Raw genomic sequence first — 25628 nt, forward strand, 5'->3', positions numbered from 1 at the left:
ACTACTCCCGGCAACCATATTGTCCGCCTTGGACAATGGCCAGCGAGGTCGCCCGACTTCTCGTAAGGGTCGAAGGCCGCCGCTGGCCCGGAGCAAATTCCAAACCAAAGCACGACCGGCGGAACCTATCCCGTCCGCCGTCGCGATTGATCGCCTCACGCGCCGGCATGTTCGGCGATGTAATGGCCGATGGCGCTGGCGGCGTTGAGCATGTGGGCGCGCATCCGCCTCGCGGCGGCGTCGCCGTCGCCCTCGGCGATGGCGGCCAGGATCTCGCCGTGCTCGGCGCGGGAGGTCCTGATCCGCTCGCCATGGCGCAGCTGCGTGCGGCGAAACCCCGATAGGCGGGTGCGCAAGGCGAGCGCCTGTTCCAGCAGGAAGCCGTTATGGGTGGCGCCGTAGAGGGCCTCGTGGAAGCCGCGGTTCAGCGTGTCGTAGGCGTCCACATCGCCCGCCTCCACCATCGCCTCCGACTGGGCATGCAGGTCCATGAGGTGGCTGCGCTCGAGCGGTGTCATCCGGTAGGTGGCGAGACGCACGCACATCGCCTCGAACTCGGCGGTGGCCTCGAACATGTCCATGATTCGCTCCGGCGTCATCCGGGTGACGACGACGCCCCGGCGCGGGCGCAACTCCACGAGCCCGTTGAAGGCGAGCTGGCGCAACGCCTCCCGCACCGGCGTCCGGGAGGCGCCGAAGCGGTCGGCGAGGTCCTGTTCGTCGAGGGCCGTGCCCGCGCTCAGGGTGCCGGCGGCGATCTCGTCGGTCAGGGCGTTGCGGATCAGGTCGGAGAGAAGCCCCCGCTCCTCGGCGATGCCGTCCATGATCGTCGTCCCCTCCCCGCTTGCGTTGCCGGACCGCCTTACGATGTCCCTCATCCCAGATGGGGCGGATCGTCAAGCGGGAGAGGGAGGATCCTAGCACGCCCGGAATGCCGAGGCCTCGTCTTATCGCCATCTCGTATTCTTTACCTCGCCGATAACCCATATCGGTATACCCAGAATTGACTTGGTCGCCAGACGGGGTACGCATGGCGCGATACGAGACGGTCCGCGACCTGTCGCTGGCCGCGCGTTCCCACGGTCGCCGCCGATGCGGGGCCGGATGACGAGAGGCGGATCGGATGGCCGATTGGCGGGTGCAGCGGAATGCCAGGGACGCGCGGATCGAGCGCGGCCGCGCCCATGCCGAGGGCAAGGTCGTGTCCGCTTCGGCGGTGGTCGACCTGCTGGAAGCGGTGCTGCTGCCGGGCGACCGGGTCTGCCTCGAAGGCGACAACCAGAAACAGGCGGATTGTCTCGCGAGGGGCTTGAGCGCCTGCGACCCGGCGCGCGTCCACGACCTGCACATGGTCCAGTCCGGGATCGTGCTGCCCGAGCATCTCGATATTTTCGAGCAGGGCATCGCCCGGCGCCTGGACTATTCCTATTCCGGGCCGCAGGGCGCTCGCATCGCCCGGATGCTCTATGGCGGGCAGATCGCGCTCGGCGCGGTGCACACCTATCTCGAACTCTTCGCGCGCTACTTCATCGATCTCACACCCAACGTCGCCCTCATCGCGGGCGTCTCGGCGGATCGTGACGGCAACCTCTATACCGGCCCCAACACCGAGGACACGCCGACGGTGGTGGAGGCGACCGCCTTCAAGAACGGCGTCGTGATCGCGCAGGTGAACGCAATCGTCGACCGGGTCCCCCGTGTCGACATCCCCGGCGACCGGGTGGATTTCGTAGTAGAGGCCGACAGGCCGTTCTACGTGGAGCCGCTCTTCACCCGTGATCCGGCGGCGGTCACCGAGACGCAGATCCTGATGGCCATGATGGCGATCAAGGGGATCTACGCCGAATACGGCATCCGCCGGCTCAACCACGGCATCGGCTTTGGCACCGCCGCCATCGAATTGCTGCTGCCGACCTTCGCCGAGCGGCTCGGCCTGAAGGGCAAGATCGCCACCCACTGGGCACTCAACCCGCATCCGAGCCTGATCCCGGCCATCGAATCGGGCTGGGTCGAGCAGATCCACTGTTTCGGCTCGGAAGTCGGGATGGACCGCTACATCCGCGAGCGGCCGGACGTGTTCTTCACCGGCTCCGACGGAAGCCTGCGCTCCAACCGCGCCTTCTGCCAGACGGCGGGGCTCTATGCCTGCGATCTCTTCATCGGTTCGACCCTGCAGATCGATCTCCAGGGTAATTCCTCCACCGTCACCACCAACCGGGTGGCGGGGTTCGGCGGCGCGCCGAATATGGGCTCCGATCCCCATGGCAGGCGTCACCCCTCGGACCCCTGGATGAAGGCCGGCGAGGAGGCCGGCGGCACCGGCGATCCGGCGCTACGCCGGGGCCGCAAGCTCGTGGTGCAGCTGGTCGAGACCTTCGGCGACAAGCTGGTCCCGGCCTTTGTGGAGCGGCTCGACGCTCTCGAACTGGCGCGCAAGCTCGATCTCGAACTCGCTCCCGTCATGGTCTACGCCGACGACGTGACCCACATCGTCACGGAAGAGGGCATCGCCAACCTGCTCCTGTGCCGGACCCTGGACGAGCGCGAGCAGGCGATCCGCGGGGTCGCCGGCTACACCGATGTCGGGCGGGGCCGCGACCAAGCCATGGTCGAGGCGCTGCGGGCGCGCGGCATCATTCGCCGGCCGGAGGATCTCGGCATCGATCCCCTGGACGCCGACCGCTCTCTGCTTGCGGCACGGTCCATCAAGGACCTCGTGCATTGGTCGGGCGGCCTCTACGAGCCGCCGGCCAAGTTCCGGAACTGGTGAGGGAGCGCCCCCATGGAAAAGCTGACCTTCCGGCATCGGACGGCAAAGCCCCTGCCTGGCACCAAGGCCCAGGCGATCACCGGCGTGGTCGCCTCGGGCAACCTCGAAGTGCTGATGGAGCGCAGTCTCGCGCCCGACGAATGCACCGTCGAGATCGATACCGCGATCAACGGCTACGGACCGGTCTGGGAGGCGGTGGTCTCCGATTTCGTGGCGCGCCGACAGCCCGGCGGCCTGCGCATCACCATCAACGATGGCGGGGCACGGCCCGACACCGTGACCCTGCGCCTGCTCCAGGGCGCCCGGCTGATGGAGGCCGTGTGATGGCGATGAGCCCCGTCTCCCTCTCCGCCGATCCCCTCGACCAGAGCTGGTACGAGGCCAGCGCCCGCGCCCGCCTCGACGCCCTCGTCGATCCCGGCACGTTCGAGGAGTTCCTCGGCCCCGAACAGCGGGTGATGAGCCCGCACCTGCCCGCCTTCGACCTGCCGCGCGCCTTCGACGACGGCATCGTGGTGGGACGCGGGAGGTTCGACGGTTCGCTCGTCCTCCTGGCCGCGCAGGAGGGCCGGTTCATGGGCGGGGCCTTCGGCGAGATCCATGGCGCGAAGCTCGTCGGCCTGCTGCGGGCGGCCCTCCAGGTGAAGCCGGCGGCGGTGTTGATCCTGTTCGATACCGGCGGCGTCCGGCTGCAGGAGGCCAATGCCGGCGAGACCGCCATCGCCGAGATCATGCGGGCCATCGCCGATCTGCGCCGGGCCGGCGTGCCGGTGATCGGGCTGATCGGCGGGCGCGCCGGCTGCTACGGCGGCGGCGGCCTCATCGCCGGCACCTGCTCGCGCCTCGTGGTCTCGGAGGGCGGGCGCATCAGCGTCTCCGGCCCGGAGGTGATCGAGACCAACAGGGGAGCCGAGGAGTTCGATTCCCGCGACCGGGCGCTGGTCTGGCGCACCATGGGCGGAAAGCACCGCCGCCTCATCGGCGGAGCGGACGCTTTCGCGGACGATACGATCCGCGCGTTTCGCGATGCCGCCCGCCAACAGATCGGCAAGGCGCCGGCCTTCGATCTCGCCACCCTGGAGGCCGAACAGGCCCGCCTCGAGGCTCGCCTCGACCGGTTCGGCGATGCCCGCGACGCCACCGAGATCTGGGGCCGCCTCGGGGTGAACGATCCGGCCGCCGTGCCGGGCTTGGACACGGACCGGTTCGACGCCCTTCTCGCCCGACTGCCGGAGGCGCCCCATGACGCTCGCTGAAATCCTGGCCTCGCTGTTTCCCGAGGGGCATGGTGTCGAGGTCGTGGACGGCCTCATCGGCGGCGACGGGCCTTTCGGAGCAGGTCGTCTCGCGGTCGTCGGGATCGACGGCAACACGCCGCTCGGGATCGAGGGGGCCTGTCTTCTAGCCGGGCGCGTTCTCGATGTGGTGCGCCGGGGCGGCGAGACGCCGATCCTCGTCGCCGTGGATTCCGACAGCCAGCGCATGAGTCGCCGCGACGAGCTGCTCGGCCTCAACGAATATCTCGCCCATCTCGCCAAGGCGCTGCTCCTCGCCGATGCCAGCGGCCACCCCACGATCGGCCTGGTCTACGGGCACACGGCGGCCGGTGCCTTCATCGCCACCGCCCTGGCGACACGGGTGCTCGCCGCCCTGCCCGGCGCCCATCCGAGCGTGATGGACCTGGCCTCGGTGGCGCGGGTCACGAAGCTCCCCCTCGAACGGCTGGAAGAGATGGCGACATCCACCTCCGTCTTCGCGCCCGGCCTCGACAACATGGTGAAGGCCGGGGCGGTCCATGCCGTGCTCGACCCCACGGCACCGCTCGGTCCCCAGATCGAAGCCCTCATCGCCGGGAGTTCCACAACGGATGGCCGCGATGCCCTCGGCCAGGAGCGCGGCGGGCGGCTCATGGCGCAGGACATCGCCAGGCGTGTGGTACGCGCGGCGACGGGCGACGTGGCACGCCGTGACTGAGGACGAGGCGTCGGGTCTGGCCCGCCACGACCTCCTGCGCGTCGACCCGGCATCCTGGGCGCGCCTCCTTGCCGGCCGCCAGGATCTCGACGGCGTTCCCCATCTCGCCGAATGGGCTCGTCGCGGCTGGCCGGTCATCGTCCGCCGCCGCGATCCCGGCGAGCCTGCGGATCACATCCCCGCCGGCCTGCCGCTGCCGCCTTCCGCCGGCAAGCGCCGGATCGGCCTCGCCTTGCCGGCCGCCGCCGCGAGCCGGCTTGCACCGGTCGCCTTGGAGCGGGCGCGCATGACCGCGCCGGAGGCGTGGTGGCCGGTGGTCGATGAGGTGCTAGCCCTCGGGCGCGAGTGCCGCCTCGTGCCAAATGTGTTCGGAAGCCTGCTGTGGCAGGCACTGACCGGCTTGTCCTATCTCGGGTCGGGCTCCGATCTCGACCTGCTCTGGCAGGTCTCTGGCCGGGTCGATCCTCGCTTTCTGCAGGGCCTCGCACGGATCGAGGCGGGCGCGCCGATGCGTCTCGATGGCGAGATCGTCCTGCCCGACCGGGCCGGCATCAACTGGCGCGAACTGCTCGATGCGCCCGAGGGGGGAACCGTCCTGTGCAAGGGGCGTGAGAGCCTCGCCCTGCGCCCCGCCGCGTCGTTCCTCCGGGAGGCGGCGTCATGATCGCCCACGCCCGCTCTCCGGTCAGGGACGCCCGGATTCCGCTCAGCCCCGGCGACATCGCGGAATGCGCGGTCGAGTCCCTGCGCCTCGAAGTCGAGACCTATCCGAAGCCGGGCCTCGTCAGCCATGTGGATCGCGGCAGCCATACCGACATGGATGCCGGCACCTTTCGCGCCAGTGCCACGGCCCTCCTGCCCTACTTCGCCGAGTTGGCGGATGCCGGAGCCGCAGGGGCCGGCATGCCCACCCTGCGCCAGATCGGCATCGAGGCCGAAACCGCCATGCGGGAGGCGACGGGCGGGGTGAACACCCATCGCGGCGCCATCTTCGGCCTCGGCCTGCTCACCGCTGCCGCGGGCGCCCTCGCCCACACGGCCTGCCGCTTGCCGCCGGGAGCGCTCGGGCGTCACGTGAGCGAGCGCTACGGCGACGCGATCCTCGCCGGACCCGTCCTGCTCCATGCGCCGGGAGCGGCGGCGCGGCGGCGCTACGGAATCGGCGGCGCGCCCGCCGAGGCTGCGGCCGGATTTCCGACCCTCTACGCCATTGGGCTGCCCGCCCTGCGCCGGGCGCGGCATCTCCGCCTCGGCGATGAGGAGGCGGCTCGCGTCGAGACCTGCTTCGCCCTGATCGCCCATCTCGAGGATACCAACCTGCTCCATCGCGGCGGCGAGGCGGGCTATGCCTTCGCCCGCGCCACGGCCACCGCCTTCCTCGCCGGGGGAGGCGTCGCGCGGGACGATTGGCGGGCACAAGCGGAGGCCGTCCACCGGGCCTTCGTCGCCCGAAACCTAAGCCCCGGCGGCAGCGCCGACCTCCTCGCCATGACCCTGTTCGTCGACGGAATGGAGGCGGCATGAGTTTCGCGGTCCTGCTCTCGGGCCAGGGCGGGCAGAATCCCGCCATGTTCGATCTCATGGCCGATCATCCCGCCGCGCAGGACATCTTCGCGGCGGCGACGCCCCTCCTCGGCGCCGACCCGCGCGACTTCGCCCGGACGGGCGGCCCGGCCCTGCACGGGAACCGCACCGGTCAGATCCTGTGCTGCGTCGCCGGCCTCACCGCATGGAGCGTCCTACGGGAGAGGTATCCCGGTCGTGTGGTCCTTGCCGGCTACAGTATCGGCGATCTCGCTGCCTGGGGCTGCGCGGGGCGGTTCTCGCCCGCTTCGATCCTGCATCTGGCCGCCGCACGGGCCGAGGCGATGGATGAGGCCAGCGGGCCGGGCTACGGGCTCGCGGGCCTTCGCGGCCTGTCGCGCGCGCGCGTGACGGCCCTGGTCGAGGAGCATGGCTGCCATCTCGCCATCCTCAACGCCGCCGACAGCGTCGTCGCCGGCGGGGCGGTGGCCGATCTCGAATCGCTCTGTGCTCGGGCTCTCGCCTCGGGGGCGGCGCGGGCGGTGGTTCTGCCGGTCCATACACCCTCGCATACGCCGCTCCTGGCGGCGGCCAGTGCGCGGTTTCACGCGGAGGTGGCGCGGGCCGAGATCCTGACGCCGTCTCGCCTCGGCCCGTCGCCGCCGCCTCGCCTCCTCAGCGGTCTCGATGGTGCCCCGGTCTTCGACGCCGCCAAAGGGCTCGACAAGCTGGCCGAAGCGATCTCGCGGACCATCGATTGGGCGGCCTGTCTCGACGGCATCCGCGAGGCCGGGGCGCGGGCCGTGCTCGAACTCGGCCCCGGCCATGCCCTGGCGACCATGGGGCGGGACGCCATGCCGGACGCGGCCGTCCATGCCGTCGCCGATTTCCGCTCCCTGTCCGGGCTCATGGACTGGCTCGCGGCGAATGCCGGCACGGGCTGACCCGCCCGGTTCTCTTTTGCCTCGTTGCGCCATCATCCGTGTGAACCCCAAGCCCCGCCGCTGCGTTGACGGTGGTAGGGGAGGCTTGACCATGTCGAGATGGATCTACGGGGCCGGTATCCTGGGGGCCGCGCTCGCATCGTCGGGCCCCTGTGCCGCTCAGAACATGGCGCTCACACCGCCCGCGCCGCCGGCGAACGCCAGCCCGAGTGAGCCCGTCCGACATCCCGAGCCTCCTGCGCGACCGCAGCTCCATGCTTTCAGCGGCGAGCTTCCGAACCAGAGGACCGGCCCGATGCGCAACCGTGTGGTCCGCGACATCTGCATCGGCTGCGACCGCTGAATCGGCGGGTCGGGCGAGGGCCGGACATCATCCAGAAACAGAGCGGCGCGAAACGGATCCGCTGCGCTCCGACTGCCCCCAAGCGAGGCGTGGCGGATGGACGGAGCGGTGCGCCGATGGTGCGCCGCTCCGTCCGTCTTCATGACCGCGCGGACGGGTCGCGCGACGAGACGGGATGTCCCGAGTTTTCCGCCGGTGGTCTATGGATGTCCGAGTGACATCCACCGGAGACGCGTTTGGCTAGCCGCTATGGGCTCGAGATCCGGGCTGCTACCGCTGCCGACGCGGCGGGCCTTGCCTCCCTGTTTCAGGCATCGGGACAGTCCATTGCGGCGAGCGATCTGGCCGAGCGGCTGGATTCCCTGCGCCTCGGGAGCGGGACCGCCCTCATCGCCGTCGAATGGGGGCCGCCGAGCGGTCTTGTCGTCCTGCACTGGTATCGCTCCCTGACGGCGGCTCAGCCCGTCGCCCAGATCACCGGCCTCATGGTCGGACCGGACGAGCGCCGGCGCGGGATCGGCCGTCTCCTGCTGAAGGCGGCCTCGCAGGCCGCTCGCTCGGCTGGATGCGCGACCCTCGAACTCGCCGCCTCGCCCGGCGAGGAGAGCCTGCGGGCATTCTGCGCCAGGACGGGGTTCGAGCCGGCCGGATCGCTGTTCACCCGGCCGCTGCGCAAGAAGAGCTGATGCCGGTCACTCCGGGAACCGTGGGATTCACCGCGTCGTTGCCTCCAGTGATCACTTTGACCCGATCAGGAGACCGGCATGACTCGGACTCTCATTCGCGCGGCGCTCGCCTCGGCATTGATCCTCGGCCTCACCGATGCCGCCCTGGCGCGCGGCGGCACCGGCGGTGGTGGCGATGGACTCTCGCCTTATTCGGCATTGAGCGGCAACGACCGCTCGGCCGGCGTGAACAACGGCAATTACCGCGATCCCCGGCTCGATCCCTATCTGCAGACCTACGGCCGGCGCTACGTCGCGCCCCGTCCCTATGGCGGCGCGGGCGAATACGGCTATCGCCCGTCGCGCCGGGGCTATGACGGATACGGGTACTGACGGGGCGCGGCCCCGCTCTCAGGCCGGAGCCTTACGGGCGGCGGCGTCGTCGCCCGGCTCAATGACGATCGGCTCCACCGTCTCCGGCATGACCTGTGACCGGCATTCCGCCAGGATCGCGTCCGCTCCTTCCTTGCCGATCAGCCCGAGCGAAAGGGCATGCTCGGCCATGATGGTGGTGTCCCCGGCCAGCACCAGGCTGCTGCCGGCCTCGAGGATCGCCTGCGACAGGCGCTCGATCTGCTCGGCCCGGGAGGAATCGCGCGAGACGTTGCGGATGTAGACGGCGAGCACCCGTCCGGGATTCTCCGAGACGATCTTGGCATAGACTTCCGGGTCGTGCTGGCCGCTATCGCCGATGAGGACGAAAGGCAGGTCGCCGTAGAGCGCCAGCATGTGGCGGATCAGGTCGCGCTTGTGGTCCTCGGCGCGGCGCGGCAGCGGATGGCGCCAGGACAGGCCCCATTCCCGCAGGAACAGCACCGGCCCCGCCGGAATCCCGTGCTGCCGGAAGAACTCGCTCAGCATGTCGTAGATGCCCCAGGGGGCGCGAGAGACGTAGAGCATCGGGTTCGACTGATCGCCGGTGGCGCCCGCATGCAGCGCCCGGCTCAGGGACGCCGCACCCGGGAAGGCGACGCGGTCCTCCGCATCGGCCACGAACAGACGCCACAGCATCTTCAGCTTGTTGGCCACGCCCGTATGCATGATCGTGTCGTCGATATCGCTGATGACGACGAAGCGGCACTTCTCCGGCGGAATGAACACCCGCCCCTGCGCCCGCACCGGCGGATCGGCTGCGAGTTCGAGATCCACGACGTGCCAATGGCCCTCGCCGGTGGGCACGTTCGGGGGTTTGAGGCTCACCCGGAAATAGCCGTCGCGGTCGGTCACGGCGGTCGTCTCGGCTCCGCCGAAACGCGCGACGACGGACGCATCGGCGACCTTGCGCCTGCGGATGCGCCGGGCGATGTCACGCAGGTCGGCGGCGATATCGTCGGCCTTGAGGTCCGGGTCGCGGCGCGCCTGCCGGAAGACCCGGCCGATCAGGAAGATTTCCTTGCTCGAGCCGTAGCCCCGATAGGCCTCGATCACCGTCCCGCCCGTCCCCTGCGCCCGGCGTACCGGGCGGGCGACGAGGGCCAGCAGGCGACCGCCCGCCTTGCGCCAGCGCGGCGTCGCCCGTTCGGGGGTCGGAGGAGGTGAGGTCATGAGTCGGCCTGACGCGATACGATCGTGATCGCGGTCAAGCCGTCGTCAGGGCCGAAGGTTGCGCGGGACGGGTCGGATCGAGGGGCGTCACAGCCGCTCGATCTCTGCCAGCAACGTGTCGGAGAGGGTGATCCCCTCCTCGGCGGCGCGGGCGCGGGCGGCGAAGCGGCGGGTTCCGGGCAGCCGCGCGCCGTCCTGTTCCGCCACCGAGCGGGCCATCACGGCGAAGCGTTCCAGCGCGTTGCCGGCAAAGGCCGTGGCATCGATGGCGAGGATGAGCTGGCCGGTGGCGGGAGGCTCGCCCTCGGCATCGAGGAAGGACGTGGCTTCGCTGGCGAACCGCGCTCCGGTGAGGCCGGCGGCGAGAAGCTCCACCATCAGGGCGAGGGCCGTGCCCTTGGCGTCGCCCAACGGCACCATGGTGCCGGCGAGCGCCGCGACGGGGTCCGTGGTCGGGTTGCCCTCGGCATCGAGGGCCCAGCCCTCGGGGATCGTCTCGCCGCGCTGCTTGGCGGTGATGATGTTGCCCCGCGCCACCTTCGACAGGGAGAGATCGACGATGATCGGCTCTGCCCCCGGCAACGGGCAGGCGAAGGCGATCGGGTTGGTGCCGAAGACCGGCCGGGTTCCGCCCCAGGGCGCCATGGAGGCGGGGGCGTTGGCGAACAGGATGGCGACGAGGCCCTGCTCGGCCAAGGCTTCCACCGGCCGGCCCGCGGCCCCGCAATGATGCGAACGGCGGATGGCGGCGGCGGCGATCCCCTGTTCGCGGGCGATCTCGGGCAGGAGGGCGATGGCCGTGTCGAGGGCCGGATAGGCGAAGCCGTGGGCCGCATCGATGGCGAGCAGTCCCGGCTTCGGCCGCGCGGTGGTGACGACGGCATCGCCGACGACTTTGCCCGCCCGCACCTGTTCGCCATAGGCGAGGAGCCGCATGAGACCGTGGGTCTTCAGCCCGTCGGCCTCCGCGCCCACCAGGGCCCTGGCGACGCTCTCCGCCTGGATGAGCGCGGTCCCGCAGCGGACCAGGGTGTCCGTGGCGAGGCGATGGGCGGCGTCGAGGCGAAGGATCGGCATGGCGTGGCCTTAAGCCAGCTCTCCGTCACCTGTCGAGAGCGAAGTCCCCTCGCCGCGGGGCATGGCCAAGCCGTAATGGTTTGGATGGCGCAAGGACCATCGGACAAAGACGAGCGATCGCACGTACAAGCTGAGCCGTGGCTCTCGGCTCGCGGGAATCTTGTATTTATCCTCGATCAACGGCGAATGATTATTTTGTGAACCATGCTTGGCGTGGGACGTTGTTGAGCCAAGTCCGTACGACATGAGGAAATATACTATGCAGATCAAGACATTCGCAGTCGCGGCCGCCCTTGCCGTTTCTCTGAGCGGCGCAGCTTTCGCCCAGACTGCTGCTGGTGGTGCCAGCGCCGAGGGCAACATGAACAATCCCGGCAGCGTGAAGAGCAACAGCGAGAAGGGCATGGAGCGCATGGGTGGTGGCGCCAGCACCACCGGTTCCACTGCCGCACCCGGCATGACGCGCGACGTGCCCTCCAATGCGACGCCGGGCGCGCCGGCCGGCTCGAATGGCGGTAACGCCGCCACCGGCAGCGGAGCCGCTCCCAGCGGCAAGTAAAGCGCGGGGGTAAGGTTTCGAGGCGTGGGCCTCCGGAACTGGATAGTCTGATTAGTGGAAGTCGCCCCGTCCGCCGAAAGGCAGGCGGGGCGATCTCATGTGGGGTGACCGGGAATGACCCGGGCAGCCAGTACATCCCTTCAAAAAATATGCGCGCGATTTATCGGTGATTAACCAACTTCGCGCTGAATGGGAGGCATCGAGGTTGATGGTTCCCTAAAACGACATGGCCGGTCGACGTGACCTTTGCGGGGCTCTTGCATGAGCTTGGTGAGGTCCTTCGAGGGGCGTGCGGGCAGGGTACGCGTATCCGAGTACAGCCCGCATGATCGACGACGCGTCCACCTATCGCCGCCGTCCCCGCCGTTCCCGGCCGCGCAGCCGTGTCCTTTTGAAGACGGCCGTCGTCGCGCTGTTCGTCGCGACGTTTCCCCGGCTGACCGGGTTGGACGCGCCTGTTCCCGCTGCGACGGCACCGCTCGCGAGCCGCCAGATTGTCCCCGAGGCACAGCCCGCCGCTGTCGCCCGCAGCTTCGCGTGGATGCTCGACCCCTCCCCCGCCCTGGGTGTCCGGACGCCGGACTGGCGCGCCTCGGAGCCGATGCAGGTGGCCGGGTTCGAGACGCCGAAGGCCTCCCCCGTCGAGATCGCACCCGGGATCGCGCTTGCCGCCGTGGCGCCGGTCCCAGCGGCACGGCCGCTCCAGCAGACCGCTCGCCTCGTCCAGCCGATGCCCGCGCCGGTTCCGCGCCCCATCGACCTGAAGCCCCTTTCCCGCGAGCCGCGCCTCGCCACGCGCCGTCCGTCCTCGCGGAGTGTCGTCGCGGCCCGGCAGGATGTGGAAGCCGAGCGGTCGTTCTTCGAGACGGTGTTCGGCCGGCGTGATCCCGAGCGCAGCCCCGCTCCCGCCCTCGCCTATGCCTCCGCCGATACGGGCGCCATCGATCTGAGCCAGCGCCGGGCCCTGGATCGCGTGCCCGCGACGGCGGGCGGCGGGACTGCGATCTACGACATCAGCACCAGCACGGTGACCCTGCCGAGCGGGGAGCAACTGGAAGCCCATTCCGGCCTCGGCCAGCACATGGACAACCCGCGTCTCGTCCATGTCCGCATGCGTGGGGCGACGCCGCCCGGCACCTACGATCTGACCGAGCGCGAGGCCCTGTTCCACGGAGTGCGCGCCATCCGCCTCAACCCCGTGGGCGGCAGCGCCGCCATCCACGGCCGCGACGGCATCCTCGCCCATACCTACATGCTCGGACCGAGTGGCGCGTCCAATGGCTGCGTGGTGTTCAAGGATTACAACCGCTTCCTGCAGGCCTATCTCCGGGGCGACATCCGCCGCCTCGTGGTGGTGGCCGGCTATAAGGGCGATGCACCGGCCTCGCTCACGGCGAAGCTGTTCGGCCGCTGAAGCTTTCGCGGCTCCGGTCAGGCTGCCATCGCCCGGCAGGACTCGGCGCAGCGGCGGCATCCGGCGACACAGGTGTCCATGTCGCCGACCGCCTCGCAACTCGCCGCGCAGGCCTCGCAGATCTCGGCGCAGGCCCGACACGTCTGACGGTGCTCCGCGACCCCGAGGAGCATCATGTGCGCGGACGTCCGGCATAGTTCCGCGCAGGCCAGCATGAGGCGGACATGCTCCGGCTCGACATGCTTGCCGCCGGCCGGAAGGCAATGCTCCGACACCATGCCGAGGCAAGTCCGGTAGCAGGTCAGGCATTCATCGATACAGGCCTTCATGTCGTGGGACGTCATCGAGAGCGTCCTCCGTTGAGGTCATGCAAGACAGTGCATCCGGCCGAGGTACCGTTGGGCGATCGTGCCGCCGCTGTTCCTGGCCCAACCCGGATGATCGGAATGCCGATCCGACGTTGTCGATCCGGCGCGGCCTGGACATCAGCGACGACAACGCATTCTCTGGCACGCAGGTTCTGGCTTTGGAGGCCGGATTTAGAGATAACTTATGTTCGTCGCTCGCGTTCGCCGATATTAATAGCCTGATTTAATCGGCGGCGTTCGCTGAAGTGTAAGCTCAAGCTTGATTGTGCTTGAGATGACGCGCTCGGAACTCTGGAACTCATGGACTCGGGGGGTGTTTCCGATCGGAGCCCTCGCTTCGGGGTTCGACCCCGCTGCCCTGCTGCGCCACGCGCGTCCGGGGCTCGTCCTGACATTCCGGTTTCGAAAGAGCGCAATGAAAGCACTGTGTTGGCACGGCAAGGGTGACATCCGCTGCGATACGGTGCCCGATCCCCGGATCGAGGATTCGCGCGACGTCATCATCAAGGTGACGTCCTGCGCCATCTGCGGCTCGGACCTCCACCTGATGGACGGCCAGATGCCGACCATGGAGAGCGGCGACGTCCTCGGCCATGAATTCATGGGCGAGGTGGTCGAGGTCGGCCAGGGCTTCACCAAGTTCAAGAAGGGCGACCGCATCGTCGTGCCCTTCAACATCAATTGCGGCGAATGCCGCCAATGCAAGCTCGGCAACTGGTCGGTCTGTCAGCGCTCGAACCGCAATGCCGAGATGGCGGCCGCGCAGTTCGGCTACACCACCGCCGGCCTGTTCGGCTATTCGCACCTCACCGGCGGCTATGCCGGCGGCCAGGCGGAATATGTGCGCGTACCCATGGCCGATGTGGGGCCGATGCTGGCGCCGGAAGGCGTCGACGACGAGTCGCTGCTGTTCCTCACCGATATCCTGCCCACCGGATGGCAGGGTGCCGAGCATTGCGAGATCAAGGGCGGCGAGATCATCGCGATCTGGGGTGCCGGCCCGGTGGGGTTGTTCGCGATCCAATCCGCCAAGATCATGGGTGCCGAGCGCATCATCGCCATCGAGACGGTGCCGGAGCGGATCGAACTCGCCCGGAAGTACGGTGCCACCGACATCATCGATTTCATGAAGGAGGATGTGTTCGAGCGGATCAAGGAGATCAGCAAGGGTGAGGGCGCCGACGGCGTGATCGATTGCGTCGGCATGGAGGCCACCGCCGGCCACGGCGTCGCAGGGATTATCAGCACCCTGCAGGAGAAACTGACCTCGACCGAGCGCCCCTACGTCCTCATGGAGGCGATCAAGGCCGTGCGCCCCTGCGGGATCGTCTCGATCCCCGGTGTCTATGGTGGCCCGCTTCCCATCAATATGGGCTCGATCGTGCAGAAGGGGCTGACCCTGAAGAGCGGCCAGACCCATGTGAAACGCTACCTGGAGACGCTGACGAAGCTGATCCAGGAGGGGAAGATCGACATGACCTCGATGATCACCCACCGCTCCACCAATCTCGCGGACGGCCCCGACCTCTACAAGACGTTCCGGGACAAGAAGGACGGGTGCGTGAAGGTGGTCTTCCACCCGAACTGACGGCATCGGCAGGGATATGGCCCGGAACGAGGCCATGTCCCGTCATAGGCCTCGGCCTGCATCGCTATCCCCGTGCCAGGGCGTCCTGAAACTCCGCCTCCGGCAGAAGCGCCCCGCCCGTGGTCCAGACCACATGCGTCGCCTGCGCAGGTGCGGCGGCGTCGAGATAGGGCCGGATTGCGGCGAACCCCGCCGCTGCCGAGGGTTCGAGCCGCAGGCCCGGATCGGACCAGAGGCGTTTCACCCAGGCAAACAGGTCGGCATCGGCGACCGTGACCACCGCCTCGATGAGCGGGCCCACAGTGCCCACCACCAGCATCGAGGCGCCCGCCACCGCCAGCCCATCGGCGGCGGTGCGATTGTCGAGGCCGATCTCGTAGACGTCCACCGGGCGCGACAGGCCGGCAGCGAGCTGCACCAGCATGCAGGGCGAGGCGACCGGCTCCACGAAGATGCAGCGGATGGCGTCGCCGAACAGCAGCTTCAGGCCGAGCGTGACGCCGCCGGGCGCGCCGCCGACGCCGCAGGGAAGATAGACGCAGAGCGGGTGGGCCGGATCGACCCTGATCCCGGCCTCGTCCAGTTGGCGGCGCAGGTCGAAGGCCGCTGCCGCATAGCCGAGGAACAGGTCGACGGAGCTCTCGTCATCGACGAAATGGACGTCGGCCCGCCCCTCGAAGGCCGAGCGTGCCGCCGCGACCGCGCTGCCGTAATCGCCCAGATGCTCGACCACCCGGGCGCCGATATCCCGCAGGCGCTGCTTCTTCCACGCCTTGGCGTCATGGGACATGTGGACCTCGACCGCGAAGCCCAGCGCCCGCGCCATGACGCCGACGCTGAAGCCGAGATTGCCGGTGCTACCGACCGCGACGGTATGGGCACCGAACGCGTCGCGGGCTTGCGGCTCCGCAAGCCGGGCATAGGAATCCCCCGGCCGTAGCAGGCCCTTCTCGAGCCCGAGCCGCTCGGCATAGACCAGCACCTCGTAGACGCCGCCCCGCGCCTTGATGCAGCCGGTGACCGGCAGATCATGGTCGGCCTTCACCCAGACCGCGCCGCCCGTCGGACCCGTGATGGCCTGCGCCACAGGGTCGGAGAGGGGCAACAGGGGCGAATCGATGCGCCCGGTGTCGAGATCCTCGAAGAGATGGCGCAAAAGCGGATCGAAGCGGCGCCAGCGTGCCTCCGCCGCCTCCACATCGGCCAGGGAGAAAGCTAGGCTCGGCAGGAATTCGGCGGCCGGCCGGAGATGGGGATTGAGCCAGGTGGTGGGCCGCGCCTCCCGCACGCTCGTCGGGATGGTATCGAGCGCCCGGGCGGGCGACGTGTCGGCATTCATGCTCATGCATTCCACTCTGCTGTGATCGCGATGGCGGCGAGAGGTCTTCGCGCAAGCCTCGTCGTCAGAGATCCATCGGCGCATTGTCCACCACCTCCTTCATGACGAAGAAGGTCCGCGTCTGCCGCACCCCCGGCAGCGCGATCAGGGTCTCGCTGTGCAGGCGGTTGAAATCCGCCATGTCGGAGACGCGGATCTTGAGGAAATAGTCGAAATCCCCGGCCACCAGATGGCAATCGAGCATGGTTGGCATCGCCTGGGCGGCAGCCTCGAACGCGGCGAAGCTCTCCGGCGTCGAGCGGTCGAGCACGACGCCGACGATGACGAGGGACCCCCGCCCGACCTTCTCCGGCGCGATCCGCGCATGGACGCCGCGGATGTAGCCCTCGTCGAACAGGCGCTGCGTGCGGCGGTGACAGGTGGCGGCGCTGGTATTCACCCGCTTGGCGATCTCGGCATTGTTCATGCGCCCATCGGCCTGGAGCAGGCGCAGGATCTTGAGATCGATCCGATCGAGCGATGGCGACATGGAAGAACCTTCCGTATTTCCAGCAGGAACGATGGTTCATACCAAGCTTGACCGGGAAAACCATGAAATTTCGTGGCACATCTCATCGTCATTCGAGAGCACCTTTCACGGGAGTTTTGCTAGCGTTCGGGTCTCACTGATGCGAGGACGTTGCCAAGCCATGCTGTCGAAATTCGAGCGCTATCCCCTCACCTTCGGCCCGAGCCCGATCGAGAAGCTGTCGCGTCTCACCGACCATCTCGGCGGCGATGTCGAGATCTACGCCAAGCGCGAGGATTGCAATTCCGGCCTGGCTTATGGCGGTAACAAGCTGCGCAAGCTCGAATACATCGTGCCCGATGCCATCGCGAGCGGAGCCGATACGCTGGTCTCCATCGGCGGCGTGCAATCCAACCACACCCGCATGGTGGCGGCGGTGGCTGCCAAGATCGGGATGAAGTGTCGGCTGATCCAGGAAGCCTGGGTGCCGCACGAGGATGCGGTCTATGACCGGGTCGGCAACATCCTGCTGTCGCGCATCATGGGCGCGGAGACGCAACTCGTGGATGACGGGTTCGACATCGGCATCCGCGAGAGCTGGAAGGCGGCTTTGGAGGATGTGAAGGCCAAGGGCGGCAAGCCCTACGCCATCCCCGCCGGCGCCTCGGTGCACAAGTTCGGCGGCCTCGGCTATGTCGGCTTCGCCGAAGAGGTGCGCGCCCAGGAGGCCGAGATGGGCCTGCGCTTCGACTACATCGTCGTCTGCACCGTCACCGGCTCGACCCATGCCGGCATGGTGGTGGGCTTCGCCGCCGATGGACGTGCCCGCAACGTCATCGGCATCGACGCCTCCTGCACCCCGGCCCAGACCAAGGCGCAGGTGCTCGACATCGCAAAGAATACCGCTGCGCTGATCGGTGCCCCCGACATCACCGAGGACGACGTGGTCCTCAACGAGGATTACGCCTATCCGGTCTACGGCGTGCCCTCGAAGGAGACGGTGGAGGCGATCCGCCTCTCGGCGCGGCTCGAAGCCATGATCACCGACCCGGTCTACGAGGGGAAGTCGATGCAGGGGATGATCGATCTGACCCGGAAGGGGTTCTTCCCCAAGGGCTCGAAGGTGCTCTACGCCCATCTCGGCGGCGCGCCGGCCCTGAACGGCTACAGCTACACGTTCCGGAACGGCTGATCGGGACGGTTCATGCGCCGCCGGCCTCCGCCGGCGGCAGGGCGGCCACGAGCTGGCGCAGGAACGCCTGCGCCGCATGCGGCAGCTTGCGGTCCCGCATCAGCTGGACCTGAATGCCGCGCCGCAGGCTCGCCTGCGATTGGATCGGGATGCAGACCAGTTCCCCGAGCCGAACCGGCGTCTGCACCGAAAGCGGCGACATCAGCGCGATCCCCCTCGTCCTTCGGACGAAGGGAAGCAGCGCCGTGAGGATGTTGGAGGTCAGCGTCGGCTCGATGACGATGCCTTCCGCCCGGCAAGCCGCGTCGAAGACGAGGCGCGCCGTGGTGTCGAGGGGCGGCATCGCGATCGGGTAGGCCTGGAGTTCGCCGATCCGGATCGACGCCCGGCCGGCGAGCGGATGGTCGGGGGCGGCCAGCGCGACCATCTCCACCACGGCCTCGTAGAACACCGTGACGAGGTTCGTCGGCGCGAGCGCGAAGGTGATGCCGATATCGGCGTCGCCCGCGGCCACGACCTGCGTGACCTGTGCCGGGGGGAGAACCTGGATTTCGAAGCGGATGCCGGGATAGCGCGCATGGAACTCGGCGATGGCGTTCGGCAGCAGGTCGAGGGCGAATCCCTCCGCGGTGGCGACGCGGATGAAGCCCCGCGCCAGCCCGCGCAGTTCCTGGATCTCGGCGGCGACCTGCTCGGCCCGCGCCAGGGTCTGCCGCGCATGCTGGGCCAGCAACTCGCCGGACGGGCTCAGGACCATGCCGCGCGGCCGGCGCTCGAACAGAACGCAATCGAGTTCCGCTTCGAGATTGGCGATCTGGCGGCTGATCGCGGAGGCGGCGACGTTGAGTTGCGCCGACGCCGCCGCGATGGAACCGGTCCTGGCGACGGCGAGGAAGTAGCGCAGGCCCGACATCTGCATAGGCACGCTCCATTGCCGAAACGGCACGGCAACCATCGATAAATTCTACTTGTTGCGATGTGGAATGCACAACACCATGGCACGAGGAAAAAAGCGGCAGTGCAGATCGGCCACGGGCCGCCGAGCAGCCGGTAGCGGAAGGAATGCGGATCATGGCCAGACATGTTCCCGCGGCAGGCGCCGCGCTCGCTCTCCTGCTGGGGACGTTCAGCGTTCCGGCGCTGGCCGGCAAGGCCAACGATACCCTGGTCTATGCCTCGGATACCGAGCCGGAAAACGTGAGCCCGTATCACAACAGCGCCCGCGAGGGCGTCGTGCTCGCCCGCAACGTCTGGGACACCCTGCTCTACCGCGATCCGAAGACCGGCGCGTATCAGCCGATGCTGGCCACCGCCTGGAAATGGGTCGACCCGACCACCCTCGAACTGACCCTGCGCGAGGGCGTCACCTTCCATAACGGCGATGTCTTCGGCCCCGAGGACGTGGCCTTCACCTTCAACTACGTGCTGACGCCCGAGGCGCGCACGGTGACGAAGCAGAATGTGGACTGGATGAAGTCGACGGAGGTGGTGGACGCCAAGACCGTCCGCATCCACCTCAAGACCGCCTTCCCGGCCGCTCTCGAATACCTCGCCGGACCGACCCCGATCTTCCCGGCCGCTTACTTCAAAAAGGTCGGCCTCGACGGTTTCGCCAAGGCCCCCATCGGCACCGGCCCCTATCGCATCACCAGCGTCGAGAACGGGCGCGGGGTGAAGATGGAGCGGAACGACAAATATTGGCCCGGCAGCCCGATCGGCACGCCAAAGATCGGCAAGCTCGAATTCCGTGTCATTCCCGATGCCGACAGCCGCATGGCCGAACTCGTCACCGGCGGCATCGACTGGATCTGGCGCGTGCCGAGCGACCAGGCGGACCAGCTCAAGGCCGCGCCCAACGTCACCGTGCTCAGCGCCGAGACCATGCGAGTCGGCTTCCTGCAATTCGACACGCTCGGCCGCGCGAAGGAAAACTCGCCGCTGAAGGATCCCCGCGTCCGCCAGGCGATCTCCTATGCCATCGACCGCAAGGCGATGGTCGACAACCTCGTCCGCGGCGGCAGCCGCGTCATGAACGCGGCCTGTTTCATCGACCAGTTCGGCTGTACCGACGAGGGCGTGCCGCGCTACGCCTACGATCCGGCCAAGGCCAAGGCGCTCCTGAAGGAGGCCGGCTATCCCGACGGGTTCGAGATCGATCTCGGCGCCTATCGTGAGCGCGACTACGCCGAGGCCGTCATCGGGTATCTCCGCGCCGTCGGCATCACCGCCCGGCTCAACTACCTGCGCTACGCGGCGCTGCGCGACATGATCCGGAGCGGCAAGGTCTCCATCGCCTTCCAGACCTGGGGCTCGTTCTCGGTCCTCGACGTCTCGGCCTTCACCGGCGTCTACCTCAAGGGCGGTGACGAGGACCTGACCAAGGATCCCGAGACCATCGCGGCGCTCCAGGCCGGCGACGGCGCCACCGATCCGGCTGCGCGCAAGGTGAAATACGCCGAGGCGCTCAAGCGCATCGCGGCCCAGGCCTACATCCTGCCGCTGTTCTCCTACTCGACAAACTACGCCTTCACCTCGGACCTGACCTTCACGGCGCAGCCCGACGAGCTGCCGCGCTTCTACGCGGCGAGTTGGAAGTAAGGGTCGCATCCGAGGCGCGAAGCGCGGCTCATGGAAGGCGTACCCGTTCACTCATCGCGGATGCAGCCCGCGCCGTCCCCTCTCCCGCAAAGGGGAGAGGGAGAAGCCCGCGGATCGCTCTCGGCAGAGCCGAACAATCGTCCGGACGACGAACGTCACGACCCGTAACGGACCAAAGGAACCGGCCCATGCTCAGGTTCATGCTGCAACGCATTTTCGTCGCCATCGCGGTTGCCGTGACGGTGTCGGTGGCGAGCTTCATGCTGCTGCACCTCTCCGGCGACCTCGCCGCCGCCATTGCCGGTCCCGAGGCCACCTCCGCCCAGGTCGAAGCGATCCGCGTCCAGTACGGGCTGAACCAGCCGATGCTGGCGCAATTCACCGCCTGGGCGTGGAAGGCGCTGCATTTCGATTTCGGCAATTCCTTCTACTTCCGGGAAGGCGTGGTCGACCTCCTCGCCTCCCGCATGCCGATCACCCTGTTCCTCGGCGTGGTGGCGCTGGCCGTCGCCCTGTTCGTGGCGATCCCGCTCGGCGTGCTGGCGGCGGTGAAGCGAGACACCTGGATCGACCGGCTCGCTTTGTCGGTCTCGGTGCTGGGTCAGGCGATGCCGAGCTTCTGGTTCGGCCTGACGCTGATCATGATCTTCTCAGTGAACCTGCGTTGGCTGCCGGTCTCGGGCAACACGACCTGGAAGCACTTCGTGCTGCCGGCCATCGCGCTCGGCTATTACGCCATGCCCGCCGTGATGCGGCTCACCCGCAACGGCATGCTCGAAGTGCTGGCCTCGGACTATGTCCGCACCGCCCGGGCCAAGGGCCTGCCCCCGCGAAAAATCCTGATCCGGCATGCGCTCCGCAACGCCGTGATCCCGGTGATCGCACTCGCCGCCGTGCAGTTCGGCTTCATGCTCGGCGGCTCCATCGTCATCGAGGCTGTGTTCTCGCTCCAGGGGCTCGGGCAGCTCGCCTGGGAGAGCATCGCCCGCAACGACTTCCCCGTGGTGCAGGCGATCGTCCTCGTCCTGGCGATGATCTACATCGCCCTGACGCTGGCGGCCGACCTTCTCAACGCTTTCCTCGATCCCCGGCTGCGCCAATGACCCTTCAGCCGTCCTCCTCCCCGGTGGCTCCCACCCTTCCCTCGACCGATCTGCTGGTTCAGGCCGGTCCTGTGCCCGACGCGAACGCGCCGCTGCCGGCGTCGCGCTCGCCCACGGCGCTGGCCCTCCGGCGCGGCCTCCATCACGGCGGCTTCATGATCGGGGCCGTGATCCTCGGCGGGATCGTCCTCGCGGCCCTGGCCGCGCCCCTGATCGCCCCGCACGACCCCTATGCCCAGGACGTCTCGCGCCGCCTGATCCCGCCGATCTGGAACGCGAAGGGGACCTGGGACCACGTGCTCGGCACCGACAAGCTCGGTCGCGACTATCTCAGCCGCCTGATCTACGGCAGCCAGATCTCCCTTCTCATCGGGATCGCGGCGGCCTGCATCTCCGGCCTGATCGGCACCGTGCTCGGCATCTGCGCCGGCTATTTCGGCGGCAAGGTCGACGCGGTGGTGAGCTACGTCGTCACCACGCGCCTCGCCATGCCGGTGGTGCTGGTGGCTTTGGCCATGGCCTCCCTGGTGGGCGGCTCGCTGAAGGTGGTGGTCCTGGTGCTGGGCCTGCTGCTTTGGGACCGCTTCGCCGTGGTGACGCGTGCCGCCACCCGCCAGATCCGCGACCAGGATTTCGTCGCGGCGGCCCGCGCCGCCGGCTTCTCGAACGCCCGGATCCTGTTCCAGGAAATCCTGCCCAACATCTTCAACGCGCTCATCGTCGTGGCGACCCTGGAGATGGCGCACGCGATCCTGCTCGAAGCGGCCCTGTCGTTCCTCGGCCTCGGCGTCCAGCCGCCCCTGCCCTCCTGGGGGCTGATGATCGCCGAGGGCAAGCCGTACATGTTCTTCCAGCCCTGGGTCATCACCATCCCGGGCGTCGCCCTCCTCGTCCTCGTGCTCGCCATCAACCTCCTCGGCGACGGATTGCGCGACGTCACGGCACCCGAGGGGCGGCGCTGAGCGCTCCCCTCCCCTCGCATTCCCACCCAACTCCGCCCACCCGACACAGAGTGGATCCATGTCCCGACACGATGCGATCGCGCATGCCGCGCGCCACTACGACGGAGGCGGTTTCCGCGCCGTCCTGCAGGATGCCGTCGCCCGCCCGACCGAGAGCCAGACGACAGGGCAATTGCCGGCGCTCCATGCCTACCTGTCCGACTTCCTCATGCCCGCCATCGCGCCGCTGGGCTTCACCGGCCGCATCCTCGACAATCCCGACGGCGAGCACGGCCCCTTCCTCATCGCCGAGCGCCACGAGGGCGACGACCTGCCCACCGTGCTGATCTACGGCCATGGCGACACCGTGCGCGGCTACCCCGAACAATGGCGCGCCGGCCTCGACCCGTGGGCGATCGTCGTCGAGGGCGACCGCTGGTACGGCCGCGGCACCGCCGACAACAAGGGCCAGCACATCATCAATCTCGGCGCGCTCGAGGCGGTGATGGCGGCGAGAGGCGGGCGCCTCGGCTTCAACACCAAGCTCCTCATCGAAATGGGCGAGGAATCCGGCTCGCCGGGCCTGCGCGACCTGTGCCGGACCGAGGCGCGCGCCCTTTCCGCCGACGTACTCATCGCCTCCGACGGGCCACGGGTGAGCGCGGAGCGCCCCACCCTCTTCCTCGGTTCGCGCGGCGGTTACACGTTCGAACTCATCGTGAACCTGCGCGAGGGCAGCCACCATTCGGGCAATTGGGGCGGCCTGCTCCGCAATCCCGGCACGGTGCTGGCCAACGCCATCGCGACCCTGGTCGACGGGCGCGGCAAGATCCTCCTCGATGCCCTGCGGCCGCCCGCGATCCCCGAGGGCGTGCGGGCGGCGCTCGCCGACATCGTGGTGGGGACCGACCCCACCGCGCCGAGGATCGACGAGGAATGGGGCGAGCCCGGCCTCAATGCGGCCGAGCGCGTCTTCGGTTGGAACACCCTCGAAGTGCTCGCCTTCAAGACCGGTGACCCCGACGGCCCGCTCAATGCGGTGCCGCCCCACGCCAAGGCGACGCTGCAGCTGCGCTTCGTCGTCGGCACCGACTGGGAGGGCCTGATCCCGGCCGTGCGCGCCCATCTCGACGCCAACGGTTTCCCCATGGTCGAGGTGCGGGCGGCCCGTTCGGAAGTGTTCCGTGCCACCCGCCTTCCCGTGGAAGATCCCTGGGTCGGCTGGGCGCTGGCCTCCATCGAGGCCAGCACGGGCAAGCGCCCGGCATTGCTGCCCAATCTCGGTGGCTCGCTGCCCAACGACGCCTTCTCCGAGATCCTCGGCCTGCCGACCCTGTGGGTGCCGCATTCCTACCCGGCCTGCCTTCAGCACGGTCCGGACGAGCACCTGCTCGGGCCGATGAGCCGCGAGGCGCTGATGCTGATGGCGGGCCTGTTTTGGGATCTCGGGGAGACCGGACCCGTCATCCTGGGCCAGCGCGCCGCGAAACGGGAGACCTGACCATGAGCGAGCCTGTCGTCAGCATTCGCAACCTCACCCTGGCCCTGCCGAAGGGGGCGGACCGGCCGCATGCGGTGGAGGATCTCTCCCTCGACCTGATGCCGGGCAAGATCCTCTGCGTCGTCGGCGAATCGGGCTCGGGAAAATCCATGAGCGCCTATGCGCTCACCGGTCTGCTGCCGCGTGCCCTCACGCCCGTCGCCGGCAGCATCGTGTTCGAGGGGCGGGACCTGCTCACCCTCGGCGAGCGCGACTGGCGTGCTTTGCGCGGGCGCCGCATCGCCATGGTGTTCCAGGAGCCCATGACGGCGCTCAACCCGGTCATGCGGATCGGCGACCAGATCGCCGAGATGTTCGAGGCGCACAACCTTCTCACCAAGGCCGAGCGGCGGGCCAAGGCCATGGCGCTCGCCACCGAGGTCGGCCTGCCCGACCCGGCGCAGATCGTGCGTGCCTATCCGCATCAGCTGTCGGGCGGACAGCGCCAGCGCGCGATGATCGCCATGGCTCTGGCATTGGAGCCGTCGATCCTCGTCGCCGACGAGCCGACCACGGCGCTGGACGTCACCACCCAGGCGCAGATCCTGAAACTCGTCCGCGACCTGCAGCGGCGGCGGGGCATGAGCGTCCCGTTCATCACCCACGATTTCGGCGTGGTCGCGGACATCGCCGACCATGTGGCGGTGCTCCAGCGCGGCAAGCTGGTGGAATCGGGCTCCGCCGACGAGGTCTTGCGGAACCCCCAGCATCCCTACACCAAGGCGCTGCTGGCGGCGGTGCCGAGCATCGTGCCGCCGGAGCGCGAATCACGGGAAGGCGCGCCCATCGCCCTGTCTGCCATCGGCCTCACCAAGACCTACACATCGCGCCGGGGCCTGTTCGGGCCGCCGCGCATCGTCCACGCGGTCAAGGAGGTAGCGTTCGACGTTCGGCGCGGTGAGACCCTAGGCCTCGTCGGTGAATCGGGCTCGGGCAAATCCACCACGGCGCGCCTCGCCATCCGGCTCATCGACCCCGACCAGGGCACCGTCCGCCTCGGCACGCTCGATTACACGGCTTTGGGACCGCGGGCGCTTCGCGCCGAGCGCAAGCGTATCCAGATGATCTTCCAGGACCCCTTCGCCTCCCTCAACCCGCGCCGGACCGTGGAGCAGATCATCACCGCCGGGCCGATCGCCCATGGTGTTCCGGCCCGCGAGGCCAGGGCGCGGGCGCGCGACCTGCTCGATCTCGTCGGGTTGTCGCCCAGCGCCGCCGAGCGATATCCGAACGCCTTCTCCGGCGGCCAGCGCCAGCGCATCGGCATCGCCCGGGCGCTCGCCATGGAGCCCGACGTGCTGGTCGCCGACGAGGCCGTCTCGGCCCTCGACGTGTCGGTCCAGGCCCAGGTGCTCGACCTTCTCGAGGATCTGAAGCAGCGCCTGAATCTCGCGATGCTGTTCATCACCCACGACCTGCGCGTCGCGGCCAAGATCTGCGACCGGATCGCGGTGATGCATCGGGGGGAGATCGTGGAACAGCGGCCGACCGCCGACCTGTTCCGCCGGCCGGACCATCCCTACACGCGCGACCTGCTCTCGGCCGTGCCGGGATTGCAGATGGAGCGGGCCTGAGG

General features: G+C 68.7%; 26 protein-coding genes. 19 read left to right on the forward strand and 7 right to left on the reverse strand.

Translation table 11 applies throughout. The features are described from left to right. Positions 1-155: 155 nt before the first annotated feature. A complete protein-coding gene (locus tag AC0IXR_RS08645; protein WP_207411974.1) occupies positions 156-824 on the reverse strand; it encodes a GntR family transcriptional regulator in 669 nt (222 codons plus the stop codon). Positions 825-1123: 299 nt separating this feature from the next. On the opposite strand from AC0IXR_RS08645, the gene mdcA reads away from it, so the two are divergent. The 10 genes from mdcA to AC0IXR_RS08695 all read left to right on the forward strand — a co-directional run bounded on the left by mdcA (position 1124) and on the right by AC0IXR_RS08695 (position 8613). Next, the gene (gene mdcA, locus AC0IXR_RS08650; RefSeq protein ID WP_207411943.1) at positions 1124-2770 is read left to right on the forward strand and encodes a malonate decarboxylase subunit alpha; all 1647 of its coding nucleotides are present in this window, start codon (positions 1124-1126) and stop codon (positions 2768-2770) included. A gap of 12 nt (positions 2771-2782) precedes the next feature. Continuing rightward, a complete protein-coding gene (mdcC, locus tag AC0IXR_RS08655; protein ID WP_056427204.1) occupies positions 2783-3094 on the forward strand; it encodes a malonate decarboxylase acyl carrier protein in 312 nt (103 codons plus the stop codon). Then, complete coding sequence (locus tag AC0IXR_RS08660; protein WP_461233773.1) at positions 3094-4026, forward strand: biotin-independent malonate decarboxylase subunit beta; 933 nt, start codon at positions 3094-3096, stop codon at positions 4024-4026. The genes mdcC and AC0IXR_RS08660 overlap by 1 nt, the downstream gene beginning before the upstream one ends. Beyond that, positions 4013-4744, forward strand: coding sequence for a biotin-independent malonate decarboxylase subunit gamma (mdcE, locus tag AC0IXR_RS08665; protein ID WP_461233774.1), 732 nt, complete (start codon positions 4013-4015; stop codon positions 4742-4744). The genes AC0IXR_RS08660 and mdcE overlap by 14 nt, the downstream gene beginning before the upstream one ends. Next, complete coding sequence (gene mdcG, locus AC0IXR_RS08670; protein ID WP_471760422.1) at positions 4737-5408, forward strand: malonate decarboxylase holo-[acyl-carrier-protein] synthase; 672 nt, start codon at positions 4737-4739, stop codon at positions 5406-5408. The genes mdcE and mdcG overlap by 8 nt, the downstream gene beginning before the upstream one ends. Further along, complete coding sequence (gene mdcB / locus AC0IXR_RS08675; RefSeq protein ID WP_471760423.1) at positions 5405-6268, forward strand: triphosphoribosyl-dephospho-CoA synthase MdcB; 864 nt, start codon at positions 5405-5407, stop codon at positions 6266-6268. Before mdcG ends, mdcB begins: the two co-directional genes overlap by 4 nt. Beyond that, a complete protein-coding gene (locus AC0IXR_RS08680; RefSeq protein WP_461233777.1) occupies positions 6265-7212 on the forward strand; it encodes an ACP S-malonyltransferase in 948 nt (315 codons plus the stop codon). The genes mdcB and AC0IXR_RS08680 overlap by 4 nt, the downstream gene beginning before the upstream one ends. A 91-nt stretch (positions 7213-7303) precedes the next feature. Continuing rightward, complete coding sequence (locus AC0IXR_RS08685) at positions 7304-7555, forward strand: hypothetical protein (RefSeq protein ID WP_311276803.1); 252 nt, start codon at positions 7304-7306, stop codon at positions 7553-7555. Positions 7556-7791: 236 nt separating this feature from the next. After that, positions 7792-8241, forward strand: a complete 450-nt coding sequence (locus AC0IXR_RS08690) for a GNAT family N-acetyltransferase (protein WP_461227628.1) — start codon at positions 7792-7794, stop codon at positions 8239-8241. A gap of 78 nt (positions 8242-8319) precedes the next feature. Further along, a complete protein-coding gene (locus AC0IXR_RS08695) occupies positions 8320-8613 on the forward strand; it encodes a hypothetical protein (protein ID WP_056427179.1) in 294 nt (97 codons plus the stop codon). Between the two features lie 18 nt (positions 8614-8631). Here the strand turns inward: AC0IXR_RS08695 and AC0IXR_RS08700 are convergent, their stop codons facing one another. Both AC0IXR_RS08700 and AC0IXR_RS08705 read right to left on the reverse strand, forming a co-directional pair. After that, positions 8632-9825 carry an App1 family protein gene (locus tag AC0IXR_RS08700; RefSeq protein WP_461227629.1) on the reverse strand — a complete coding sequence of 398 codons (1194 nt, stop codon included), beginning with the start codon at positions 9823-9825 and terminating at the stop codon, positions 8632-8634. Between the two features lie 87 nt (positions 9826-9912). Then, positions 9913-10902, reverse strand: coding sequence for an Ldh family oxidoreductase (locus AC0IXR_RS08705; protein ID WP_419953677.1), 990 nt, complete (start codon positions 10900-10902; stop codon positions 9913-9915). Positions 10903-11161: 259 nt separating this feature from the next. Here AC0IXR_RS08705 and AC0IXR_RS08710 point away from each other — a divergent pair, with 259 nt between their 5' ends. After that, on the forward strand, positions 11162-11461 hold the full coding sequence (locus AC0IXR_RS08710; protein ID WP_056427171.1) for a hypothetical protein: 300 nt from the start codon (positions 11162-11164) through the stop codon (positions 11459-11461). 325 nt (positions 11462-11786) lie between these two features. Then, positions 11787-12875, forward strand: a complete 1089-nt coding sequence (locus AC0IXR_RS08715; protein ID WP_311276806.1) for a DUF2778 domain-containing protein — start codon at positions 11787-11789, stop codon at positions 12873-12875. Between the two features lie 17 nt (positions 12876-12892). On the opposite strand, the gene AC0IXR_RS08720 is transcribed toward AC0IXR_RS08715, so the two are convergent. After that, positions 12893-13219, reverse strand: coding sequence for a four-helix bundle copper-binding protein (locus AC0IXR_RS08720; protein ID WP_461223207.1), 327 nt, complete (start codon positions 13217-13219; stop codon positions 12893-12895). Between the two features lie 439 nt (positions 13220-13658). On the opposite strand from AC0IXR_RS08720, the gene AC0IXR_RS08725 reads away from it, so the two are divergent. Then, positions 13659-14831, forward strand: coding sequence for a zinc-dependent alcohol dehydrogenase (locus AC0IXR_RS08725; protein WP_207411930.1), 1173 nt, complete (start codon positions 13659-13661; stop codon positions 14829-14831). 64 nt (positions 14832-14895) lie between these two features. On the opposite strand, the gene AC0IXR_RS08730 is transcribed toward AC0IXR_RS08725, so the two are convergent. After that, complete coding sequence (locus AC0IXR_RS08730) at positions 14896-16176, reverse strand: D-serine ammonia-lyase (protein ID WP_471760424.1); 1281 nt, start codon at positions 16174-16176, stop codon at positions 14896-14898. Positions 16177-16234: 58 nt separating this feature from the next. Continuing rightward, entirely contained in the window at positions 16235-16699 is a 465-nt protein-coding gene (locus tag AC0IXR_RS08735) for an Lrp/AsnC family transcriptional regulator (RefSeq protein WP_056146793.1), read from the reverse strand. 160 nt (positions 16700-16859) lie between these two features. On the opposite strand from AC0IXR_RS08735, the gene AC0IXR_RS08740 reads away from it, so the two are divergent. After that, positions 16860-17870 carry a 1-aminocyclopropane-1-carboxylate deaminase gene (locus tag AC0IXR_RS08740; protein ID WP_461227634.1) on the forward strand — a complete coding sequence of 337 codons (1011 nt, stop codon included), beginning with the start codon at positions 16860-16862 and terminating at the stop codon, positions 17868-17870. Positions 17871-17880: 10 nt separating this feature from the next. Here the strand turns inward: AC0IXR_RS08740 and AC0IXR_RS08745 are convergent, their stop codons facing one another. Beyond that, positions 17881-18789: a LysR family transcriptional regulator gene (locus AC0IXR_RS08745; protein ID WP_056427151.1), complete on the reverse strand. Its 909-nt coding sequence runs from the start codon at positions 18787-18789 to the stop codon at positions 17881-17883. A gap of 143 nt (positions 18790-18932) precedes the next feature. Between AC0IXR_RS08745 and AC0IXR_RS08750 the strand changes: the two genes are divergently transcribed. The 5 genes from AC0IXR_RS08750 to AC0IXR_RS08770 all read left to right on the forward strand — a co-directional run bounded on the left by AC0IXR_RS08750 (position 18933) and on the right by AC0IXR_RS08770 (position 25626). Next, on the forward strand, positions 18933-20468 hold the full coding sequence (locus tag AC0IXR_RS08750) for an ABC transporter substrate-binding protein (protein WP_056427148.1): 1536 nt from the start codon (positions 18933-18935) through the stop codon (positions 20466-20468). Positions 20469-20656: 188 nt separating this feature from the next. Beyond that, positions 20657-21571 carry an ABC transporter permease gene (locus AC0IXR_RS08755; RefSeq protein ID WP_471760425.1) on the forward strand — a complete coding sequence of 305 codons (915 nt, stop codon included), beginning with the start codon at positions 20657-20659 and terminating at the stop codon, positions 21569-21571. Further along, positions 21568-22533 carry an ABC transporter permease gene (locus AC0IXR_RS08760; protein ID WP_419953683.1) on the forward strand — a complete coding sequence of 322 codons (966 nt, stop codon included), beginning with the start codon at positions 21568-21570 and terminating at the stop codon, positions 22531-22533. The genes AC0IXR_RS08755 and AC0IXR_RS08760 overlap by 4 nt, the downstream gene beginning before the upstream one ends. A gap of 58 nt (positions 22534-22591) precedes the next feature. Beyond that, positions 22592-24013 carry a M20 family metallopeptidase gene (locus AC0IXR_RS08765; protein ID WP_471760426.1) on the forward strand — a complete coding sequence of 474 codons (1422 nt, stop codon included), beginning with the start codon at positions 22592-22594 and terminating at the stop codon, positions 24011-24013. 2 nt (positions 24014-24015) lie between these two features. Then, complete coding sequence (locus tag AC0IXR_RS08770) at positions 24016-25626, forward strand: ABC transporter ATP-binding protein (protein ID WP_471760428.1); 1611 nt, start codon at positions 24016-24018, stop codon at positions 25624-25626. Positions 25627-25628: the final 2 nt, after the last annotated feature.

It is taken from the genome of Methylobacterium sp. AC832 (assembly GCF_979256025.1).